General features: G+C 46.2%; 18 protein-coding genes and 1 riboswitch. Of the genes, 4 read left to right on the top strand and 14 right to left on the bottom strand.

Annotation, left to right across the window (positions count from 1 at the left end):
* Positions 1–8: 8 nt before the first annotated feature.
* From ACK8OT_RS04890 to ACK8OT_RS04880, 3 genes are read right to left on the bottom strand one after another with little or no spacing between them, the layout of a single operon-like run.
* Entirely contained in the window at positions 9–587 is a 579-nt protein-coding gene (locus ACK8OT_RS04890) for a DNA-J related domain-containing protein (RefSeq protein ID WP_410195393.1), read from the bottom strand.
* Positions 588–627: 40 nt separating this feature from the next.
* Complete coding sequence (locus tag ACK8OT_RS04885) at positions 628–1,590, bottom strand: HlyD family secretion protein (RefSeq protein ID WP_410195392.1); 963 nt, start codon at positions 1,588–1,590, stop codon at positions 628–630.
* Complete coding sequence (locus ACK8OT_RS04880) at positions 1,590–1,916, bottom strand: DUF3302 domain-containing protein (RefSeq protein WP_410195391.1); 327 nt, start codon at positions 1,914–1,916, stop codon at positions 1,590–1,592. The genes ACK8OT_RS04885 and ACK8OT_RS04880 overlap by 1 nt, the downstream gene beginning before the upstream one ends.
* Before the next feature lie 243 nt (positions 1,917–2,159).
* A riboswitch (cobalamin riboswitch) is annotated at positions 2,160–2,359 on the top strand.
* Between the two features lie 35 nt (positions 2,360–2,394).
* On the opposite strand from ACK8OT_RS04880, the gene ACK8OT_RS04875 reads away from it, so the two are divergent.
* Entirely contained in the window at positions 2,395–4,191 is a 1,797-nt protein-coding gene (locus tag ACK8OT_RS04875) for a TonB-dependent receptor domain-containing protein (protein ID WP_410195390.1), read from the top strand.
* A gap of 59 nt (positions 4,192–4,250) precedes the next feature.
* Here ACK8OT_RS04875 and hemW read toward each other — a convergent pair whose 3' ends face one another.
* Genes hemW through ACK8OT_RS04840 form a run of 7 tightly spaced genes read right to left on the bottom strand, consistent with a single transcriptional unit; the run spans position 4,251 to position 9,030 of the window.
* Positions 4,251–5,399, bottom strand: coding sequence for a radical SAM family heme chaperone HemW (gene hemW / locus ACK8OT_RS04870; RefSeq protein ID WP_410195389.1), 1,149 nt, complete (start codon positions 5,397–5,399; stop codon positions 4,251–4,253).
* The gene (locus ACK8OT_RS04865) at positions 5,399–6,004 is read right to left on the bottom strand and encodes an XTP/dITP diphosphatase (RefSeq protein WP_410195388.1); all 606 of its coding nucleotides are present in this window, start codon (positions 6,002–6,004) and stop codon (positions 5,399–5,401) included. The genes hemW and ACK8OT_RS04865 overlap by 1 nt, the downstream gene beginning before the upstream one ends.
* Positions 6,005–6,020: 16 nt before the next feature.
* Positions 6,021–6,470: a DUF4426 domain-containing protein gene (locus ACK8OT_RS04860; protein WP_410195387.1), complete on the bottom strand. Its 450-nt coding sequence runs from the start codon at positions 6,468–6,470 to the stop codon at positions 6,021–6,023.
* A gap of 40 nt (positions 6,471–6,510) precedes the next feature.
* Positions 6,511–6,867 carry a DUF167 family protein YggU gene (gene yggU, locus ACK8OT_RS04855; RefSeq protein ID WP_410195386.1) on the bottom strand — a complete coding sequence of 119 codons (357 nt, stop codon included), beginning with the start codon at positions 6,865–6,867 and terminating at the stop codon, positions 6,511–6,513.
* 6 nt (positions 6,868–6,873) lie between these two features.
* A complete protein-coding gene (locus ACK8OT_RS04850; RefSeq protein ID WP_410195385.1) occupies positions 6,874–7,452 on the bottom strand; it encodes a YggT family protein in 579 nt (192 codons plus the stop codon).
* A gap of 8 nt (positions 7,453–7,460) precedes the next feature.
* Entirely contained in the window at positions 7,461–8,282 is an 822-nt protein-coding gene (gene proC, locus ACK8OT_RS04845; protein WP_410195384.1) for a pyrroline-5-carboxylate reductase, read from the bottom strand.
* A 40-nt stretch (positions 8,283–8,322) separates the two neighbouring features.
* Complete coding sequence (locus ACK8OT_RS04840) at positions 8,323–9,030, bottom strand: YggS family pyridoxal phosphate-dependent enzyme (protein ID WP_410195383.1); 708 nt, start codon at positions 9,028–9,030, stop codon at positions 8,323–8,325.
* Positions 9,031–9,057: 27 nt separating this feature from the next.
* Between ACK8OT_RS04840 and ACK8OT_RS04835 the strand changes: the two genes are divergently transcribed.
* The 3 genes from ACK8OT_RS04835 to yaaA all read left to right on the top strand — a co-directional run bounded on the left by ACK8OT_RS04835 (position 9,058) and on the right by yaaA (position 12,151).
* Positions 9,058–10,092: a type IV pilus twitching motility protein PilT gene (locus tag ACK8OT_RS04835; RefSeq protein ID WP_410195382.1), complete on the top strand. Its 1,035-nt coding sequence runs from the start codon at positions 9,058–9,060 to the stop codon at positions 10,090–10,092.
* A 68-nt stretch (positions 10,093–10,160) separates the two neighbouring features.
* Positions 10,161–11,270, top strand: coding sequence for a PilT/PilU family type 4a pilus ATPase (locus ACK8OT_RS04830; RefSeq protein ID WP_410195381.1), 1,110 nt, complete (start codon positions 10,161–10,163; stop codon positions 11,268–11,270).
* Between the two features lie 104 nt (positions 11,271–11,374).
* Positions 11,375–12,151 (top strand): peroxide stress protein YaaA, encoded by a 777-nt coding sequence (yaaA, locus tag ACK8OT_RS04825; protein WP_410195380.1) that lies wholly within the window; start codon positions 11,375–11,377, stop codon positions 12,149–12,151.
* Positions 12,152–12,205: 54 nt separating this feature from the next.
* On the opposite strand, the gene ACK8OT_RS04820 is transcribed toward yaaA, so the two are convergent.
* From ACK8OT_RS04820 to pepA, 4 genes are all read right to left on the bottom strand, one after another.
* On the bottom strand, positions 12,206–12,724 hold the full coding sequence (locus tag ACK8OT_RS04820; protein WP_410195379.1) for a 2TM domain-containing protein: 519 nt from the start codon (positions 12,722–12,724) through the stop codon (positions 12,206–12,208).
* Positions 12,725–12,958: 234 nt separating this feature from the next.
* On the bottom strand, positions 12,959–15,805 hold the full coding sequence (locus ACK8OT_RS04815; RefSeq protein WP_410195378.1) for a valine--tRNA ligase: 2,847 nt from the start codon (positions 15,803–15,805) through the stop codon (positions 12,959–12,961).
* Between the two features lie 96 nt (positions 15,806–15,901).
* Positions 15,902–16,330, bottom strand: a complete 429-nt coding sequence (locus tag ACK8OT_RS04810) for a DNA polymerase III subunit chi (RefSeq protein ID WP_410195377.1) — start codon at positions 16,328–16,330, stop codon at positions 15,902–15,904.
* An 11-nt stretch (positions 16,331–16,341) separates the two neighbouring features.
* The gene (gene pepA / locus ACK8OT_RS04805; protein WP_410195376.1) at positions 16,342–17,850 is read right to left on the bottom strand and encodes a leucyl aminopeptidase; all 1,509 of its coding nucleotides are present in this window, start codon (positions 17,848–17,850) and stop codon (positions 16,342–16,344) included.
* Positions 17,851–18,112: the final 262 nt, after the last annotated feature.

Below are 18,112 nucleotides of genomic sequence, written 5' to 3'. Positions count from 1 at the left end.
GAAATACATCAGTGTTTGTATTTTAATACTTGCCAAGCCGCAAGATAGCGTTGAAATGATTCAGGTGGATGAGCGTTGCGATCGGGATGAGAGCTAAGTGCCAATTTGCGCCAGCGTTGCTTAATCTGTTGCATTGAGGCGTCTTGTGGCAGTTGAAATAGCGCGAGAGCTTGTTGACGAGTCAGTGCAGCCGATTGATTAGCTTGTCCAAATTGTTGCCAAAATTGCGTTAATAGTGCGTTTACTTCATCCACTGAGGCTTGATAGTTGTGCCAATCCAAATAAAAGCGACGTAAATTGTCGCTGCTGGCTGCGCTGAGTTCATGGTCTAAAGTGGTTGCTGGATTGGCGATTAACTCAATCTGTAGGGCGCTGATGTTGAGCGTGTATTCCCCAATCAATTGTTGCTGCAGTTGATAAAGGGCATTCATGATTAAAAAGTTGAGCCGGTACAAGTGTAAGTTGTTGTCCTCTGCCAGCACAGTTTGCTGTAATGGCTTCACACGTTGGCTAATTTCATGGATTTTTAGCGGTTCTGTTTGCTCAAGTAATAGCTCAAAAATAATGTCGATTAACGGATTGTCCATTGTTAAACCTTGAGACCGCCCGAAGGCGGCCGAATTGTTATTAATGGAATGGGAAGAAGTAGCTCATCCATGAAGACATGCGCAGTAGAATTTTGCGCATTACCGCAACATGATGGAAATGCTCGGAGTAAACCGCTGCCTGACCAAAAGCGCCTCCTGGGATTTGTTTACTAAATTGCTCAAACTCAGGATCGGTAATGGTTAATACCACCGCAACTCGACCTGGCATAGGCGCTGTGGCTGGCGAGATAATCGTGCCCGATGGTTGAACTTGGCCTTCAACCATAGCAGGTGCAACCCTATCAACTTTTGCCTTAAACACACGCCCAGGAATGCCATCAAAAGCAATTTCGGCTTCGTAGCCTACTTTTAAGCGTAGTAAGCTGTTTTGTCTAAACCAAGCCGTGTATTGATTTTGACCTTCTTGGTTAACAAATATCATCACAGGGCGAAGTGGCATAGCAACCGCTAACATGCCCGGATAGAGCGCTTGTTGAACCACGTAACCGTCGTTCATGGCTCTGACTTCGGTTTGTTCTAATTGGTATACGGCGTGTACTAATTGGGCCTTAATGTCATCAACATTTGCTCGGGCTACATCGATATCTCGCTGTTTACCCACGCCACGTTGTTTCAATTCAAGGGCGCGACTTAAGTCGTCCTTCGCACTTTTTAATCTAGCTTCAAGAGAATCAACTTTACTCTGATAAGGCGTTGCATCTAGCTTAAATAAAATGTCGCCTTTGGCCACAGGGGTATTAGGCTCAACCAAGACTTCGGTGACTTGGCCTGATACTGCAGGCACCACAGGGGTGGTGACATAATATTCACGGGTCATTTCCGAATACGGGTGGTTGTAGTTCATCAAAAAGATCAAGGTGCCAATTAATACGATCCCCCCAAGAACCGCAGTCGGGACTGTCCACTTATTGAGTGGGATTTTGAAGATCTTGAAAACGGCGACACAAATGGCGGTGTAAGTCAGTATTAACAGTAAATCCATTATTTGTCTCCTTGACTTTCAAGCTGGTTAAGACGGCTTTCTAGCTCGTCGATTTTAAGGTATAGCTCTTCGACTTTGTTGTCTCTACCCGTTGAGCTAAAGCCCCAGCCGCGGTCTTCACGATACAAGGTGGCCCAAATCCATAAAAATGGCCAAAGCACATGCAAGGTAAACAAGCTAACCCAGCCTGCAACATGAATAGCGTCTTGATGGGGGTGGTTGCGGTGTTTGGATATTTCATAAGGAATATCATGAATGGCAATGATGCCGTAAAAGAAAGTTATGGCAACAAATACCAGTAACCCAAGGGCGACATAATCAAGCATAGTTTGATCCTTATTTTGTCTTGGTTGGAGGTTAGCTAGTATATGCTTTTTTACGGTTAGAAGTTAAGTGTTTGCTAATGATAGGTAAAAAAATTGCAATGAAGATAGTGGTTTATGTAATTGAGCTTAAAATGAGTCTAAATTCAATCGGGTAAACCTAAATAGTGGCGATATACCAAATTAAATATTGTTGAAATTCTTTATTAATGAAAACAATGCTGGACTTTTCGGCGCCGTCTCCTTAGCATGCGCGCCGACGCTGGTTTAAGCCAAAATTTGGTGGGAATAGGGTGAAAATCCCTAACTGACGCGCAGCGGTAATAGAGCAAGCAAATGACAGAGTTAAACTCAGACACTGAAGATTGTACTTTGGGAAGTCGTCATGTTGCGCCCTTTTTGGGCAACTCTTAAGTCCGAATACCGACCAGCGACTAAGCGATGGACGCTTAGGTTTTAACGCGACTAAGGTTTATAAACAATGAAAAAAACACTTCTTGCAGTGGCATTGACGCCGCTGTGCTTGCCGCTTGCATTCGCAAAATCTGTTGATGACACTATGATCATCACGGCTAACCGAACCCATCAACCTTTGACTAGTGCCCTTGCGCCAGTTGTCGTGATTGAAAAAGAAGAAATTGAAGCTTCTCAAGCTAAATCCTTTGCTCAAGTGCTACGTCGTTTGCCTGGTATTCAGGTCAATGAAGGTGGCATGGGCCAGCAAACCGATATTTTTGTGCGTGGCGCGTCAAGTAAACATGTCTTGTTATTGATTAATGGCGTGCGAATTGGCAGTGCAACCACTGGCTCTGCTGATTTTGGTCAAATTCCATTAACCGGTATAGAGCGGATTGAATTCATTCGCGGCCCACGAGCGACTATTTATGGCTCCGATGCTATCGGCGGCGTGATTAATGTCATCACTAGCTACCAAGGTAATGATGAAGTTGCGTTGAGTGGCAGTATCGGCTCTCATGAGTATGCGAGCATGGAAACGTCTATCTCTCAGGCCTTAACCGAAACCTTTTGGGCTAAGTTGGCTGCTAAACATGACAACAGCGATGGTTTTTCTTCACAGAAAGAGCCGCAAGATCAAGATGATGATGGCTTTCGTAATACCAGTGTGGTGGCCGAGTTAGGGGCTCATATTAATGAGCAGTGGCAAGTCAGTTTGCAAGGGTACTTGCAAAATGGCAAGGCGGAATACGACAGTAGTTGGTCTGAAAGGCCATACAGTGAAACGGACAACTATAATGTTGCCGGTAAGCTCAGCTACCAAGGGCAGCAGCTATTCTCGGAATTAACCTTAGCGGCGAACCAAGATAAGAGTGAAAACAAGGCGGTTGGCTCAAATAGTGAGTTTAAAACCCAGCGCCAGTTGGCTAACTGGTTAGTCAGTACCCCATTGGCGGAGCAAGTGACATTTACAGGTGGTGCTGAATGGTATCAAGATAAGGTGGGCAACACCGGCTCACCTTATGCTAAAACAGAGCGAGATAATAAGGCAGCATATGTCAATGTACATTATCAGTTGGCACCTTTGACTTTCGAAGCCAGTGGTCGTATCGATGATAATGAAAGTTATGGCAGTCACACTACTTGGCAAATGGCCTCGGGTATTCAAGTGCATCCACAGGTTCGTTTAATTGGCTCTGTAGGCACAGCATTTAAAGCGCCTAGCTTTAATGATTTATATTACCCAGAATCAACTTGGAACAAGGGCAACCCAGATCTTAAACCTGAAGAATCGGTGGGTTTCGATTTGGCTATTGAATGGGCTTATGAGTATGCAGATTTGCGTTTGGGGACTTATGGCTCACGCATCGATGACCTAATTATTTGGCCTGCACCAACTTACTATACGCCAGAAAATGTGGCTAAAGCGTCGATTAAAGGGATTGAGTTCCAAGCGGATTTCGCAACTGGTGAGGTGAATCATTTACTGTCTTATGATTACGTCGATGCCAGAGATAAGGCGACCGATAAGTACTTGCCACGCCGCGCCATGCACTTGGCAAAGTGGAATATTAATTACCGCTATCAAGCGCTGCAACTGGATCTCGATACCCTATATCAAGGGGATTCATATGATGATGGCGCCAATACTAACAAGGTCAAAGGCTATTTCTTGGCAGATCTTGCGGCTAGTTATTACTTCAATAACGGGTTGATATTGCGTGGACGTGTGGCCAATATCTTTGATAAGAAGTACGAAGTGAAGCGTAACTACAATACGGCTGAGCGTAGCGTGTATGCCACCGCGACTTACCGTTTTTAAGTTCATAGACTAAATCTAGCTTAATCAAAAAGGGCCCAGACTGTTAGTCGGGCCCTTTTTTATTCGTCTTCCATAAATAAAGCAAGTAGTTCGTTAAGGTAACGATGGCCTTGCGGGCTAACTTGCCACTGCTGACCAAGATCAAGCAGTAAACCTTTGTCGATAGCCTCATTGATGGCGTCTTGTATTAAGCTTAACGGCTGTCCGGTGCGCTGAGTAAACTCGGTCTTATCGAAGGCTTCAAATAGGCGCAAACGATTCATCATGTACTCAAACGGTAATTCTTCTGGCATGACAGTATTTATCTGATCTAAATAGGCTCTGCCTGGATCGAGATAACCGCTCGGGTGTTTGACCTTAGTGGTGCGGATAATCTTGTTTTCATCCGCTAGTGTAATTTTGCCATGAGCCCCGCAGCCGATGCCGAGGTAATCGCCAAAGCGCCAATAATTTAAATTGTGCTGACACTGTTTGCCGGGTTTGGCGTAACCGGAAATCTCATATTGCTGATAACCCGCCTCGGTTAAACGCTGGTGGCCTTGCTCGTAGATATCCCAAAGAATGTCGTCATCGGGCAAGGTGGGGGGCTTAGAGGCAAACTGGGTATTGGGCTCTATGGTCAGCTGATACCAAGATAAATGTGGCGGCGCCAGTTCAATGGCAGTGGTCAGATCAAACAAGGCATCGTCAAGGTTTTGATCCGGTAAACCATGCATTAAATCTAAGTTAAAGCTGTTGAGTTTACTGGCCTTGGCTAGTTTAGCTGCATTCACTGCCTCATCTTGACCGTGGATCCGGCCGAGCAAATTGAGCTTAGGTTGCTGAAAACTTTGTACGCCGATGGAAATACGATTAACCCCTGCGTCAATAAATCCGGCAAAGCGCGCCGTTTCAACCGTACCAGGGTTGGCTTCCATGGTGATTTCGATATTTTCAGCAAACGGGATCTGCTCTGCCACACCCGCCAGTAGGCGAGCCATGGCCTCTGCGCTTAATAAGCTAGGAGTTCCACCGCCAATAAAGATACTGGTTAATGGCCGCCCTTGAACGTAATCGGCTTCTAGCTTGAGATCGTCTAACAGAGCGCTAACGTATTCGGTTTCAGGGATTTTCCCTTTCAAACCGTGAGAATTAAAATCGCAATAGGGACACTTTTGCACGCACCAAGGTATGTGTATGTATAAGCTAAGAGGAGGCAAGGTCAGCATTATTGTCCTAGCTTTTTGTTGATTTTAGTACTGAGCAGCTGCAAGGCTTTGCCGCGATGACTGAGCTGATTTTTACGCTCTTTGCTTAGCTCTGCGCTGACTTTACCTTCACTAGGCACAAAAAATACCGGATCGTAACCAAAGCCGTTTTCGCCATGAGGCGTGGTGGTAATAAAGCCTTCCCAAGTGCCGTGACAAATCACAGGGGTCGGATCATCGGCATGAGCCATTAGCACCAGCACACAATGAAAGCGCGCGCTGCGCTGTGATTCTGGTACGCCGTCTAGCTCTTGCAGCAGTTTGTCGATATTGGTTTTATCGTTGGCGTGAGGGCCGGCAAAGCGCGCGGAATAGATGCCCGGTGCGCCTTTAAGAAAGTCCACTTCAAGGCCTGAATCGTCAGCAATAGCGGGTAAGCCGGTGACGTAAGCCGCGTGGCGCGCCTTGATAATGGCATTTTCAACAAAGGTGGTGCCGGTTTCGGCCACTTCAGAGACGTTAAAATGGCTTTGTGGCAACACTTCTAAATCATAAGGGGCTAGCATGTCGGCTAGCTCTTTTACCTTGCCTAGATTGCCGGTGGCAAGTACAAGTTGTTTGGTCATATTGGCTGTCTTCAAGTTAGTCTGCTTCAACGTAGAATTTTTGCACGAATTTTAGTTTGTTATTCTTACCTTGGCTGTTGATCTTGATGTCAAAGGTAAAGGTTTCTTCATGGCGAAAGGGCAACTCGGCGAGATAATAAATGGCATCGCCTTCTTTTACTTCGCGAAATTCAAGCTGGGTTACATTGCCTAATAAATTTTTGGCGCTGCCGCTCAGGGTTGCTGGCACGCTAGGGTTGCCCAGCTGCTGAGTATCAAGCACGCTAATATTAATCAAGGCATTATAGGCACTGCGCTTGATTTTATAAGCTCTGGCTATTTTGGGGGTTAAGAAAGTCGAATTAAATGCAATGTAGTGCACGTCAAGGTTGGCAAAGGTTTGCTTTTGCTCGGCAAAACTAGCAGGGCTAAGTAATAGCATAAGGGCAGTAGAAAGGCTTAAGGCCAGCGCTTTAAGGTGATGCATGAGGGGCTCCTGAAATACTACACGGGTACTTAAGTTGGAATTAATTATGATCCATTAGCGATAATATCACCTCTGGGATCACTTTAGGTTGCTCGATTCTGACTTGTTTATGACGACTTAGCTCGCCTTTTTCTATGGTTATCTGACTTTTAGCGGTTTTGAATTGCTTGCTCAAAAATTTAACAAGATGACTATTCGCTTGGCCGTCGACGGGCGCTGCGGTCACTGTGACTTTCATTTCATGGTTGTGCAGGCCAACAAAGGCGTCGCGGCTAGCTTTGGGCTGTAAATAAAGCCTTAGAGTGATGGCGCTTATTGTACAATTGCGTTGGTCAAACTTGGCCTCACAGACGAGGCCAAGTGGGTTTGAGTTGGTTAACTCTTTTGAAGATGCCATGGGCTATTAGATCTGGCTCCACAGCGGAAACATTCCGTAAAAAGCGATGTTAATGAACTGCAACGCGATAAAGATGACTAAGATGGATAGATCCAGTCCGCCCATGGCTGGCAGAACCCGCCTAACTGGCGTCATTAATGGTTCGGTCAGTTGATACATCACATATTCAATGGGATTGTTACCTTGGCTGACCCAACTTAAGATGGCGCGAATGACCAATACCCAAAACAACAGGTAGCCGATTTTCTTAAGTGCCACTAGGCTTGTTAGTTGTAGCCAGCCCCCCAAACTTTGCATTGCTTCAATTATCAATGGCTTGGGTATTAGCTGAAAAACCATGAGCACAGTATACTTAGCCAGCACAACCAACAACAGCAGTACGATACTGGCAACATCAACACCACCAAAGCCCGGTATTATTCGGCGTAGGGGTTTTAGCAATGGGTTGGTGGCTTTGACCACAAACTGGCAAAACGGATTGTAAAAATCCGCTCTAACCAATTGTAGCCACAAACGCAAAATAACCACTGAGATATACAAATCAAACAGGGTATTAATTAAATAATAAAATGGTTCAGAGCCCATTTTTCCTCCTAAAAGAGTTGTTCCATTTCGGCGCCGCGTTCGGCAGCGGCGTGCATGGCTTGTTTTACAATGTCAGACAAACCTTGTTCGTTAAAGGTGCGGATCGCTTCGGCCGTGGTGCCGCCTTTTGAAGTAACATTGGTGCGCAAGGTGGCTAAATCAAGGTCGGGGTTTTCAATCACCATTTGGGCACTGCCCAATGCCGATTGTTGCACTAGCAAACGGGCTTGCTCTGGGCTAAAACCCATTTCAATTGCGGTTTGTTGCATGGCTTCCATAAACAAGAAGAAATACGCCGGCGCGCTGCCTGATGCGGCAATAATGCCATTAATTTGTGCCTCGGTTTCAACCCAAACGATTTTGCCTACTGCGGCCATTAAATCTCCGGCAAAGGCTTTATCGCTGTCGCTCACTTGTTCTGACGCAAATAATCCTGTCATACCTTGTTGCAGTAGAGCGGGGGTGTTTGGCATGGTGCGCACCACGGGCACAGAGCCAAAAATGCCTTGTAATCTGGCTACCGAAATACCCGCTGCGATGGAAATAAATAGCTTATTGGCAAGGTCAACACCTTGGTCAACCAAATGCTGACATACATCGGCCATGATTTGAGGCTTTACTGCCAATACCACCACGTCTGCTGCGGCAACGGCTTGGGCGTTATCGGTTAATGTGGTGATAGCAAATTGTTGTTCCATCTTAGCGCGATTATCTGCATTGGGATCACTGGCACTAAGCAGATTTTTGTCATAACCATCTTGCACTAGGCCGCCAATTAAACTGCTTGCCATGTTGCCAGCGCCAATAAAGGTGATTTTTTTCTGTTCCATTTGCATCTCTTTATTCATTTTATGTTTTATGCCTCGGCGCTTAACTTTTGTAGTCACGCGCACCAAAAATCGCTGTGCCTACCCTGACCATAGTGCTGCCATTGGCAATGGCCACACTCATGTCATCACTCATGCCCATAGATAGGGTATCCATGTCGGGGTAGGTTTGCTGTAATTGCAAATATAACCTATGTAATTGGACAAAGCTGTCATTTAACACTTGTAGATCATCACTGGGCGCGGGAATTGCCATGATGCCACGCAGTTTTAAGCCCGGTAATTCACTTACTTGTGATGCAAGTTCAATAACTTGAGATAAAGTGGTTCCCGACTTACTGGCTTCTCCGCTAATATTGACCTGCAAACAAATGTTAAGAGGTGGCAGCTCAGTAGGGCGCTGATCACTTAAACGTTGTGCTATTTTTAAACGGTCGATGCTTTGCACCCAGTCAAAATTTTCAGCAACTAATTTGGTTTTATTAGATTGCAACGGGCCGATAAAGTGCCATTCGATAGGGTCTGCAATATCAGCATCTTGGCGTAGGGCTTGAATTTTTTCTATGCCTTCTTGCACATAGTTCTCGCCAAACCGACGTTGGCCGGCGGCATAAGCCAACTTAACTTGCTCTGCTGGTTTAGTCTTGCTGACAGCCAGCAGCTTAATTTCATGGCTATCTCGATTAGCAGCCACAGCGGCTTGCTCAATTTGAGATAAAACATTAGTGAGTTGCTTGGTTAAAGTGCTCATAATAGTGACTACAGGAATCTTTAGGTTATGGATATTACAGAATTATTGGCGTTTAGTGTAAAACATAAAGCGTCGGATCTACACCTTTCTGCAGGTGTACCGCCAATGATACGTGTTGATGGTGAAGTACGTAAAATCAACTTACCCGCATTGGATCATAAACAAGTTCATAGCTTGATTTATGACATTATGAACGACAAACAACGCAAAGACTTTGAAGAAAAGTTAGAAACCGACTTTTCATTTGAAGTGCCTGAACTAGCTCGTTTTCGTGTTAACGCATTTAACCAAAACCGCGGTGCGGGTGCGGTATTTCGTACCATCCCAAGTGAAGTGCTGACCTTAGACGATTTAAATGCGCCTGAGATTTTCAAGAAAATCTCGAAAACTCCACGTGGTCTGGTGTTGGTGACCGGACCGACCGGCTCGGGTAAATCAACCACCTTGGCGGCGATGATAGATTACATCAATGAAAATGATTACAAGCACATTTTGACCATTGAAGATCCGATCGAATTCGTGCACCAAAACAAAAAATGTCTAATTAACCAACGTGAAGTGCATAAAGACACCCACGGCTTTGATGCTGCGCTACGCAGTGCGTTACGTGAAGACCCCGACGTTATTCTGGTGGGTGAGATGCGTGACCTTGAAACCATTCGTCTTGCATTGACCGCGGCCGAAACGGGTCACTTAGTGTTTGGTACCTTGCACACCACCTCTGCGGCCAAAACCATTGACCGTATCGTTGACGTGTTCCCCGGCGCTGAAAAAGACATGGTGCGTTCGATGCTATCGGAATCCTTACGCGCGGTAATTTCGCAGACCCTATTGAAGAAAAATGGCGGTGGCCGTGTCGCAGCCCATGAAATCATGATAGGTATTCCGGCTATTCGTAACCTTATTCGTGAAGATAAGATTGCCCAAATGTACTCGGTTATCCAAACCGGTATGACTCACGGCATGCAAACCCTTGACCAGTGTTTACGCCAGTTAGTCAATACTGGACAGGTGGCTCAAGCCGATGCTGCGGCTAAAGCGGCTGATGCTAACACCTTCTAAACGAGGCGGTTAGTGAACGGGCGCTGTTGATTCAGCGCATTGATCTTAAGGAGTTAAGGAAAGATAGAATGACACTGGACCAGTTATTAACGGCAATGCATAAATTAAAGGGCTCTGACGTTTATATTTCCGTTGGCATGCCACCTGCTATCAAGGTGAATGGGCAATTGCAATCTGCAGGCAAAGACGCCATGTCTGAAGCAGATGTTTACGAATTAGCTAGCCAAGCCATGAGCGAAGCGCAAATGGCGGAATTTAAGCAAAGCCGCGAATCTAACTTTGCCTTTAATGTGGATAAAGTTGGCCGTTTTCGTATCAGTGCTTTTTTTCAAAAAGACATGCCGGGCATGGTAATCCGTCGTATCGAGATGCGCATCCCAACTTTTGAAGAATTACACCTGCCACAAGTACTTAAAGAAGTGTGTATGGCCAAGCGTGGCCTAATTCTGTTTGTGGGGGCAACCGGTTCGGGTAAATCGACTTCACAGGCCGCGATGATTGGCTATCGTAACATGCATGCCAGTGGCCACATTATTACGGTGGAAGACCCTATCGAATTTGTTCACCAACACGGCAAATCGATTATCACTCAGCGTGAGGTGGGCCTAGATACCGAATCTTTTGAAATGGCGCTGAAAAACTCATTACGCCAGGCGCCCGATGTTATCTTATTAGGTGAGATCCGAACCCGCGAAACCATGGAATTTGCCATCGCCTTTGCCGAAACGGGTCACTTATGTATGGCGACCTTGCACGCCAACAACGCTAACCAAGCACTCGATCGTATCTTGCACTTAGTGCCTGAAGATATGCAGCGCCAGTTCTTGTTTGATCTTTCGGTTAACTTGCGTTGTATCGTGGCGCAGCAGTTGATCAAAACTCAAGACGGTAACTCGCGACGCGGTGCATTTGAAATACTGCTCAATACTCCCTTGGTATCGGATATTATTCGTAAAGGTGAGTTACATGAACTCAAAGACATTATGGGTAAATCTAATGAGCTAGGCATGAATACCTTTGACCAAGCCTTGTTTAATTTGTACCAGCAAGGTCTGATTGGTTACGCTGAAGCCCTCGCTCATGCCGATTCGCCAAATGACCTGCGCTTAATGATCAAGCTTAAAGGCAGTGATAACCTAGGCACCGGCATGATGGATGATGTCACTATCGACATGTAGTTTGTAGCCAGCCATAGACAAATCTTACTTCATCGGTAAGATGGTATTTTAAAGCTCAGCTAGTTTATGCTGAGCTTTTTGCTTTTACACTAAAGAGAATTGTTATGTTAGTACTCGTTTCTCCTGCCAAAACATTGGATTACGAATCGCCATTAGCGACCGAACGTCATACTCAACCCGAGTTTATCGAGCATAGTCATGAGCTGATTGAGCGTTGTCGTGAATTGACGCCGCTGCAAATCTCCCAATTAATGAAAATCAGTGACAAGCTGGCGGGATTAAATGCGGCGCGTTTTGAGCAGTGGCAGCCTGAGTTTAGTTTTGATAATGCGCGCCAAGCTATTTTGGCGTTTAAAGGGGATGTTTATGCCGGCTTAGATGCGGCGAGCTTTAGCGAGCAAGACTTTGATTTTGCTCAATCTCATCTGCGCATGCTGTCTGGGTTATATGGTTTACTTAAACCACTGGATCTCATGCAACCTTATCGTCTTGAAATGGGCACTAAGCTGGATAATGCGCGAGGTAAAAACCTGTATGAGTTTTGGGGCGATCTGATCACAGATAAAATCAATCAAACCTTAGCCGAGCAGGGCGATGAGTTGGTGGTGAATCTGGCTTCCAACGAATACTTTAAAGCGGTGAACCGTAACAAGCTTAATGGTAAGTTGGTGACCCCAGTGTTTAAAGACAATAAAAATGGCCAATACAAGATAATCAGCTTCTACGCCAAAAAAGCCAGAGGTTTAATGGCGCGTTACATTATTCAAAACCAACTCACCTCGGTCGAGCAACTAAAGCAGTTTGACTTAGAAGGCTATTTCTTTTCAGCCATCGACTCTAAGCCGTATGAGTTGGTTTTTAAGCGCGACAGTCAAGATTGATTGAAGCTAAGGGTGGCAGTTTAATGGAGCCTGAGAGCCCATTAAACCGTCACATTACTTCTTCATCCGCTTTTCAATTTGCTTTTGCTCCCAGTCTTTACCAAATCTTGGCAAGATATTAAACACGCCTAAGGCGTGGTTCACTATCCCAATCCCCCAGCCTAACATGGGCCAAATTACCCAAAAATAATCTGGGCTGAAAATGAGGTTAATAACAGTCAATAGCACCATCACCAAAACATAGGTGGTTAGATGAGAGTAAAAGCCTTTTAGCTCTTTCACTTCCTTTTTTACTTCGGCTAACTTTTCCGCTTCAGGATCGAGTTGGGAAGTGTTTTGATTATGGGTTGTATTGGCTGTCATCGGATTGTCCTCTTGAGTGGCAGATGGCTGTATCTTCTGAACGTCGACTTCCAATGTGGCAGCAATGGCTTTTAAGGTTTCTAATGCACCTTGGCCACCCTTTTCAAGTCGCTGTATGGTGCGTACACTCACGCCACTAAACTGCGATAACTGCTCCTGTGACCATGCTTTTTCTAAGCGGTAACTTTTAATCATATTGGGCTTCGACATCCTGTGTTCCTTTCATGCCACTAAGATTATCAAAGCATACCGTTTTGACCACGACATGCAACCGACACTTAGGTGACAGCTTTAAAGATCAATAGGTTATGTTTTATTAAATGGGGAGGCTGAAGCTGTTTTGGCGGGGTGTCGGGTTGTTGACAGGGGCGGGGATTAGGACGAAAAAAAGGCTACCTTTAAGGTAGCCTTGATAGAGCAAGTAAAGCTAATCGCGTGCCGGTATTAAAGTGCGGCAATCGTTGCTTGCTGCGCTTCAATTTTATCGAGCGCTTCTTGTAGCTCTTGCTGCTTAGCTTGCTCCTTGGCGATTACTTCTTGTGGCGCTTTGCCTACGAACTTCTCGTTGCCCAGTTTAGCAGTAACCTTGTCCAGATCTTTGGCCACTTTTTCAGCTTGCTTGGCCAGACGCGCCAATTCAGCTTCTTTGTCCACGAGGCCAGCCATTGGGATAAGTAGCTCCATTTTACCCACTAGGTTAGTAACAGAAGCTGGCGCGGTGTCACCTTCTTGAAGTACCGTTACGGTTTCAAGTTTCGCTAACGAGTTTAAGAAGCTTTGGTTTTCGTTAAAGCGGCGCTGATCTTCGGTCGACGCATTCTTAAGCAGCGCATTAAGCGGCAGGTTCGGACTGATGTCCATTTCACCACGGATATTACGCACCGCTAAGATCACTTGCTTAACCCATTCCAGATCGGCAATGGCGTCGGCATCTAGCTTGCTTTCATCCACTTCAGGGAAGGCCTCTAGCATGATGGTCTCGCCGGTTTTACCCGCTAGCGGTTTAACGCGTAGCCAAATTTCTTCGGTAATGTATGGCAGCATAGGATGCGCTAAACGAAGTAGCGTTTCTAATACATCCACTAAGGTTTGACGGGTGCCGCGTTGCTGCTCTGGGGTACCTTTAAACAGTACTGGTTTGGTTAGCTCGAGATACCAAGAACAGAACTCGTTCCAAGTAAAGTCGTATAAGGTGTTGGCGGCTAGGTCAAAACGGTACGCATCTAGGTGATCGCGGTAAGTTTTGATGGTTTGCTGCAACTGACCTTGGATCCAGCGATCCGCTAGGCTGAACTCGGCTACGCCAGTGAGATCTTTATCTTCTGTGTGCATAAACACATAGTTACTGGCGTTCCAAAGCTTGTTACAGAAGTTGCGGTAACCTTCTAGGCGCTTCATGTCCCAGTTAATGTCACGGCCCGTTGAAGCTAGTGCTGCTAGGGTGAAACGTAAGGCATCGGTACCATGGGTTTCGATGCCTTCTGGGAAGGCCTTGCGGGTGTTCTTTTCAATCTTAGCTGCCAGCTGAGGCTGCATCATGTTGCCACAACGTTTTTCAACCAAGCTTTCAAGATCGATACCGTCAATCATGTCTAATGGGTCCAGTACGTTACCTTTAGACTTAGACATTTTATCGCCGTTTTCGTCACGGATTAAGCCGGTCACGTAAACCGTCTTGAATGGCACTTGCGGCTTGCCGTTTTCGTCCTTGATAAAGTGCATGGTCATCATGATCATGCGCGCTACCCAGAAGAAGATAATGTCAAAACCGGTTACCAACACATCGGTTGGGTGGAAGGTTTTGAGGGCTTCGGTGTCGTCTGGCCAACCTAAGGTTGAGAAGGTCCAAAGGGCAGAGGAGAACCAAGTATCTAATACGTCATCATCTTGGCGCAAGGCAACATCGGCTGCGATGTTATTGTCGCTGCGCACTTGTGCTTCGTCGTGACCCACATAAACATTACCTTGATCGTCGTACCAAGCTGGGATGCGGTGACCCCACCACAATTGGCGCGAAATACACCAGTCTTGAACGTCGCGCATCCAAGAGAAATACATGTTTTCGTATTGTTTTGGCACAAATTGAATGTCGCCATTCTCAACCGCTTCGGTGGCGGTTTTGGCTAGCGGTGCAACGCGAACATACCATTGGTCGGTTAGCATAGGTTCAATCACTACGCCGCCACGATCGCCATAAGGCACGGTTAAATCGTGATCTTTAATTTCTTCTAACAGACCAAGCTCTTCAAATGCCGCAACGATGGCTTTACGCGCTGCAAAGCGCTCAAGGCCTTGGAATTGCGCTGGTAATTCAGTGCTGTAAGCATCTGATTTTTCGCCGTTGGTATTAAACACTTCGGCGCTGTCACGAATTTCTGCGTTGAAGGTAAGAATGTTGATCATCGGCAGTTGATGACGTTTACCTACCTCATAGTCGTTAAAGTCGTGGGCTGGGGTGATTTTTACACAACCTGTGCCTTTTTCCATGTCGGCATGCTCGTCACCCACGATAGGGATGCGGCGGCCAACCAAAGGTAATTCGATGAATTTACCGATCAAGGCTTGGTAGCGCGGGTCTTCTGGGTTAACCGCAACACCGGTATCGCCCAGCATGGTTTCTGGACGCGTAGTGGCAACGACTATGTAGTTTTTGCCGTCAGGCGTTGTGATGCCATCGGCTAATGGGTAGCGAAAATGCCACATGTTGCCTTTTACGTCTTTGTTTTCTACTTCTAAATCAGAAATAGCCGTGTGCAGTTTTGGATCCCAGTTAACGAGGCGCTTGCCACGATAGATAAGATCTTCTTGGAATAATTTTACAAAGACTTCTTGCACCGCTTTAGACATGCCGGGATCCATGGTAAAGCGTTCACGATCCCAGTCTACCGATGCGCCAAGGCGACGTAGTTGCTTGGTGATAGTCCCGCCAGATTCCGCTTTCCAATCCCAAATTTTGTCAATAAAGGCTTCACGGCCGTAGTCATTTTTGGTTTTGCCTTCTTCGGCGGCGATTTTACGCTCAACCACCATTTGGGTGGCAATACCTGCGTGGTCTGTGCCCACTTGCCACAGGGTATTTTTACCTTGCATGCGCTGGTAGCGTACTAAGGTATCCATAATGGTATCTTGGAAAGCATGACCCATGTGCAGGCTGCCGGTGACGTTTGGCGGCGGGATCATAATACAGTAGCTGTCTTTAGTGGTATCACCGTGGGGTTTGAAGTAGCCTTGCTCTTCCCATTTTTGGTAATGTTTTTGCTCAATTGATTGAGGATTATAGGTTTTTTCCATATTCAGTGTCAGCTTCTGTCAAATTAGTGCAATTTAAGTAACCGGCTTAAATTACGGGTTAAATCTCAGTCAGAGAGGTATCTCTGTCAGCGGTATTTAGTCTAGTTGTGTCGTCGCAAGCGAAATGCCCCATTGTTTGTATCTGGCATAACGTTGGCGTGCTTGCTGTTTTAGCAGTTCGTCTATGGGAACGAAATCTACCACTTGTGCAAACTCGGTTGCAAATTCTGGTGCTATTGTACGCAAGTTAATCAGTACTTGTCGTCTTTGTTTTGCTCTTTGCCAGCCAATTTCGACGGCGACACCATAAAAAGGAGGCTCTCCCGTCAGTTGGTGAGGCACAAAGCTATCACCATTAAACTGCCAAAGGTGTTCATCAATCAAAAAGGCATCGGCTTGATTATCGGTGGCGATAAAAACCTTTTGTCCTTGCTGGTAATGATGAGCTGCTAATTGGCAAGCAAAAGCAAAATGAGCCGGAAGGTTAACTTGCGGCTCATTGGTTTGACTCATGAGGTAAAACATCCCTTGAGTCATTATTCTTCGACGTTGACGCCGCTTTTGTTAATTAAAAACTGGGTCAACATGGGCACAGGTCGTCCGGTTGAGCCTTTATCTTTGCCGCCACTGCGCCATGCGGTGCCCGCGATATCTAGGTGTGCCCAGTGATACTTTTTGGTAAAGCGTGACAAGAAACAAGCCGCAGTGATGGTGCCTGCTGATTTGCCGCCGATATTGGCCATATCCGCAAACGGGCTTTCTAACTGCTCTTGATATTCATCGCCCATCGGTAAACGCCAAGCTCTGTCGCCCGCTTGCTCTGATGCGTTGATTAATTCATGGGCTAATGGATTGTGGTTGCTCATTAGACCAGAGATATGATGGCCTAAGGCAACCACACAAGCGCCAGTGAGGGTGGCTACGTCAATCACCAGTTCAGGGTCAAAACGCTCAACATAGGTCAGAGCATCACACAATACCAAACGGCCTTCGGCATCGGTGTTGAGCACTTCAACGGTTTGTCCCGACATGGTGGTTAAAATATCACCAGGGCGATAAGCGTTGGCATCGGGCATGTTTTCAGCAGCGGCTAGCACGCCGATAACATGAATTGGCAGGTTCAGTTTGGCTAGGGCAACCATGGTACCAAATACGCTGGCAGCGCCACCCATGTCGTACTTCATTTCGTCCATGCCTGCGCCAGGTTTTAGGGAAATGCCACCCGCATCAAAGGTGAGACCTTTACCGACTAGAACAATAGGTTTGCCGCTGGTTTCACCTTGCTTGTATTCAATGATCGACATCTTCGATTCATTGTGAGAGCCGCGGCCCACCGCAAGGTAGGAATTCATCCCTAGCTCAGCCATCTCGGCTTCGCCAACCACAGATGTGGTGATGGTGTCGTATTTTTCGGCCAACTGCAGCGCTTGCTCGGCAAGGTATTGTGGGTTGCAGATGTTAGGCGGTAAGTTGCCCAAATCTTTACATTGTTTAACCCCTTTCGCGACTGCTAAACCATGATTAATGGCGGCTTCACTCAAGCTTAGCTCTTTACGGGTGGGTACATTAAAGACTAATTTGCGCAGTGGGCGTCGCGTTTCACCTGGGTTGCTTTTTAGCTGGTTAAAGGTGTACAGGCTATCGTCGGCAGCCTCTACCGCTTGGCGCACTTTCCAATAGGTGTCACGGCCTTTTACGTGCAGCTCGGTTAAAAAGCATACCGCTTCCATCGAGCCGGTTTCATTCAGGGTGCTGATGGTCTTACGGATGATTTGCTTATATTGACGCTCGTCGAGTTCACGCTCTTTACCGCAGCCAACCAATAGCACACGCTCGCTAAGCATATTGGGTACATGGTGCAATAGCAGCATTTGACCTGCTTTGCCTTCTAAATCGCCGCGGCGTAAAAGTGCGCTTAAATAACCATCGCTGACCTTATCTAGTTGCTCGGCCACCGGAGTTAAGCGCCTCGGCTCGAATACCCCCACAACAATACAAGCGCTGCGTTGTTTTTCTGGGCTGCCACTTTTTACACTAAACTCCATGGACTCTCCTTCATAATAAGGTCAAAAGCTGCTATTTTTCGCATACTAGATAAAGCTGATGATGCGACTTCCTAACATTGTGTTTAATTTGGTAAGTGCTAAAAATAATAAGTTTACCTAAAATACTGGCTCACGCCAGCAAAAACACAAGTTTAGTTAGCCTGTTTTGGCCTATTTCAGCTAATTTTTGTGATACTTTACCGCTACTTAGAATGTAGAGCGATATGAGTTAATTAATCTGTTTTGGATAATAAGTTTAATA

Origin of the sequence: Motilimonas thetidivivens (assembly GCF_046452435.1) — a bacterium.
GTDB lineage: Bacteria > Pseudomonadota > Gammaproteobacteria > Enterobacterales > CBDFNC01 > Motilimonas.
The sequence above is the reverse complement of the archived record's forward strand: the minus strand, read 5'-3'. Positions and strand labels throughout refer to the sequence as shown.

Coding starts and splice junctions, on each gene's coding strand:
- ACK8OT_RS04850 (WP_410195385.1), bottom strand. CDS start 7,452: ATGGGCTCTGAACCATTTTATTATTTAATTAATACCCTGTTTGATTTG.
- ACK8OT_RS04880 (WP_410195391.1), bottom strand. CDS start 1,916: ATGCTTGATTATGTCGCCCTTGGGTTACTGGTATTTGTTGCCATAACT.
- ACK8OT_RS04810 (WP_410195377.1), bottom strand. CDS start 16,330: ATGTTTTACCTCATGAGTCAAACCAATGAGCCGCAAGTTAACCTTCCG.
- yggU (WP_410195386.1), bottom strand. CDS start 6,867: ATGGCATCTTCAAAAGAGTTAACCAACTCAAACCCACTTGGCCTCGTC.
- ACK8OT_RS04875 (WP_410195390.1), top strand. CDS start 2,395: ATGAAAAAAACACTTCTTGCAGTGGCATTGACGCCGCTGTGCTTGCCG.
- ACK8OT_RS04820 (WP_410195379.1), bottom strand. CDS start 12,724: ATGTCGAAGCCCAATATGATTAAAAGTTACCGCTTAGAAAAAGCATGG.
- ACK8OT_RS04865 (WP_410195388.1), bottom strand. CDS start 6,004: ATGACCAAACAACTTGTACTTGCCACCGGCAATCTAGGCAAGGTAAAA.
- ACK8OT_RS04860 (WP_410195387.1), bottom strand. CDS start 6,470: ATGCATCACCTTAAAGCGCTGGCCTTAAGCCTTTCTACTGCCCTTATG.
- yaaA (WP_410195380.1), top strand. CDS start 11,375: ATGTTAGTACTCGTTTCTCCTGCCAAAACATTGGATTACGAATCGCCA.
- ACK8OT_RS04830 (WP_410195381.1), top strand. CDS start 10,161: ATGACACTGGACCAGTTATTAACGGCAATGCATAAATTAAAGGGCTCT.
- ACK8OT_RS04885 (WP_410195392.1), bottom strand. CDS start 1,590: ATGGATTTACTGTTAATACTGACTTACACCGCCATTTGTGTCGCCGTT.
- ACK8OT_RS04840 (WP_410195383.1), bottom strand. CDS start 9,030: ATGAGCACTTTAACCAAGCAACTCACTAATGTTTTATCTCAAATTGAG.
- ACK8OT_RS04890 (WP_410195393.1), bottom strand. CDS start 587: ATGGACAATCCGTTAATCGACATTATTTTTGAGCTATTACTTGAGCAA.
- ACK8OT_RS04815 (WP_410195378.1), bottom strand. CDS start 15,805: ATGGAAAAAACCTATAATCCTCAATCAATTGAGCAAAAACATTACCAA.
- ACK8OT_RS04835 (WP_410195382.1), top strand. CDS start 9,058: ATGGATATTACAGAATTATTGGCGTTTAGTGTAAAACATAAAGCGTCG.
- pepA (WP_410195376.1), bottom strand. CDS start 17,850: ATGGAGTTTAGTGTAAAAAGTGGCAGCCCAGAAAAACAACGCAGCGCT.
- hemW (WP_410195389.1), bottom strand. CDS start 5,399: ATGCTGACCTTGCCTCCTCTTAGCTTATACATACACATACCTTGGTGC.
- proC (WP_410195384.1), bottom strand. CDS start 8,282: ATGGAACAGAAAAAAATCACCTTTATTGGCGCTGGCAACATGGCAAGC.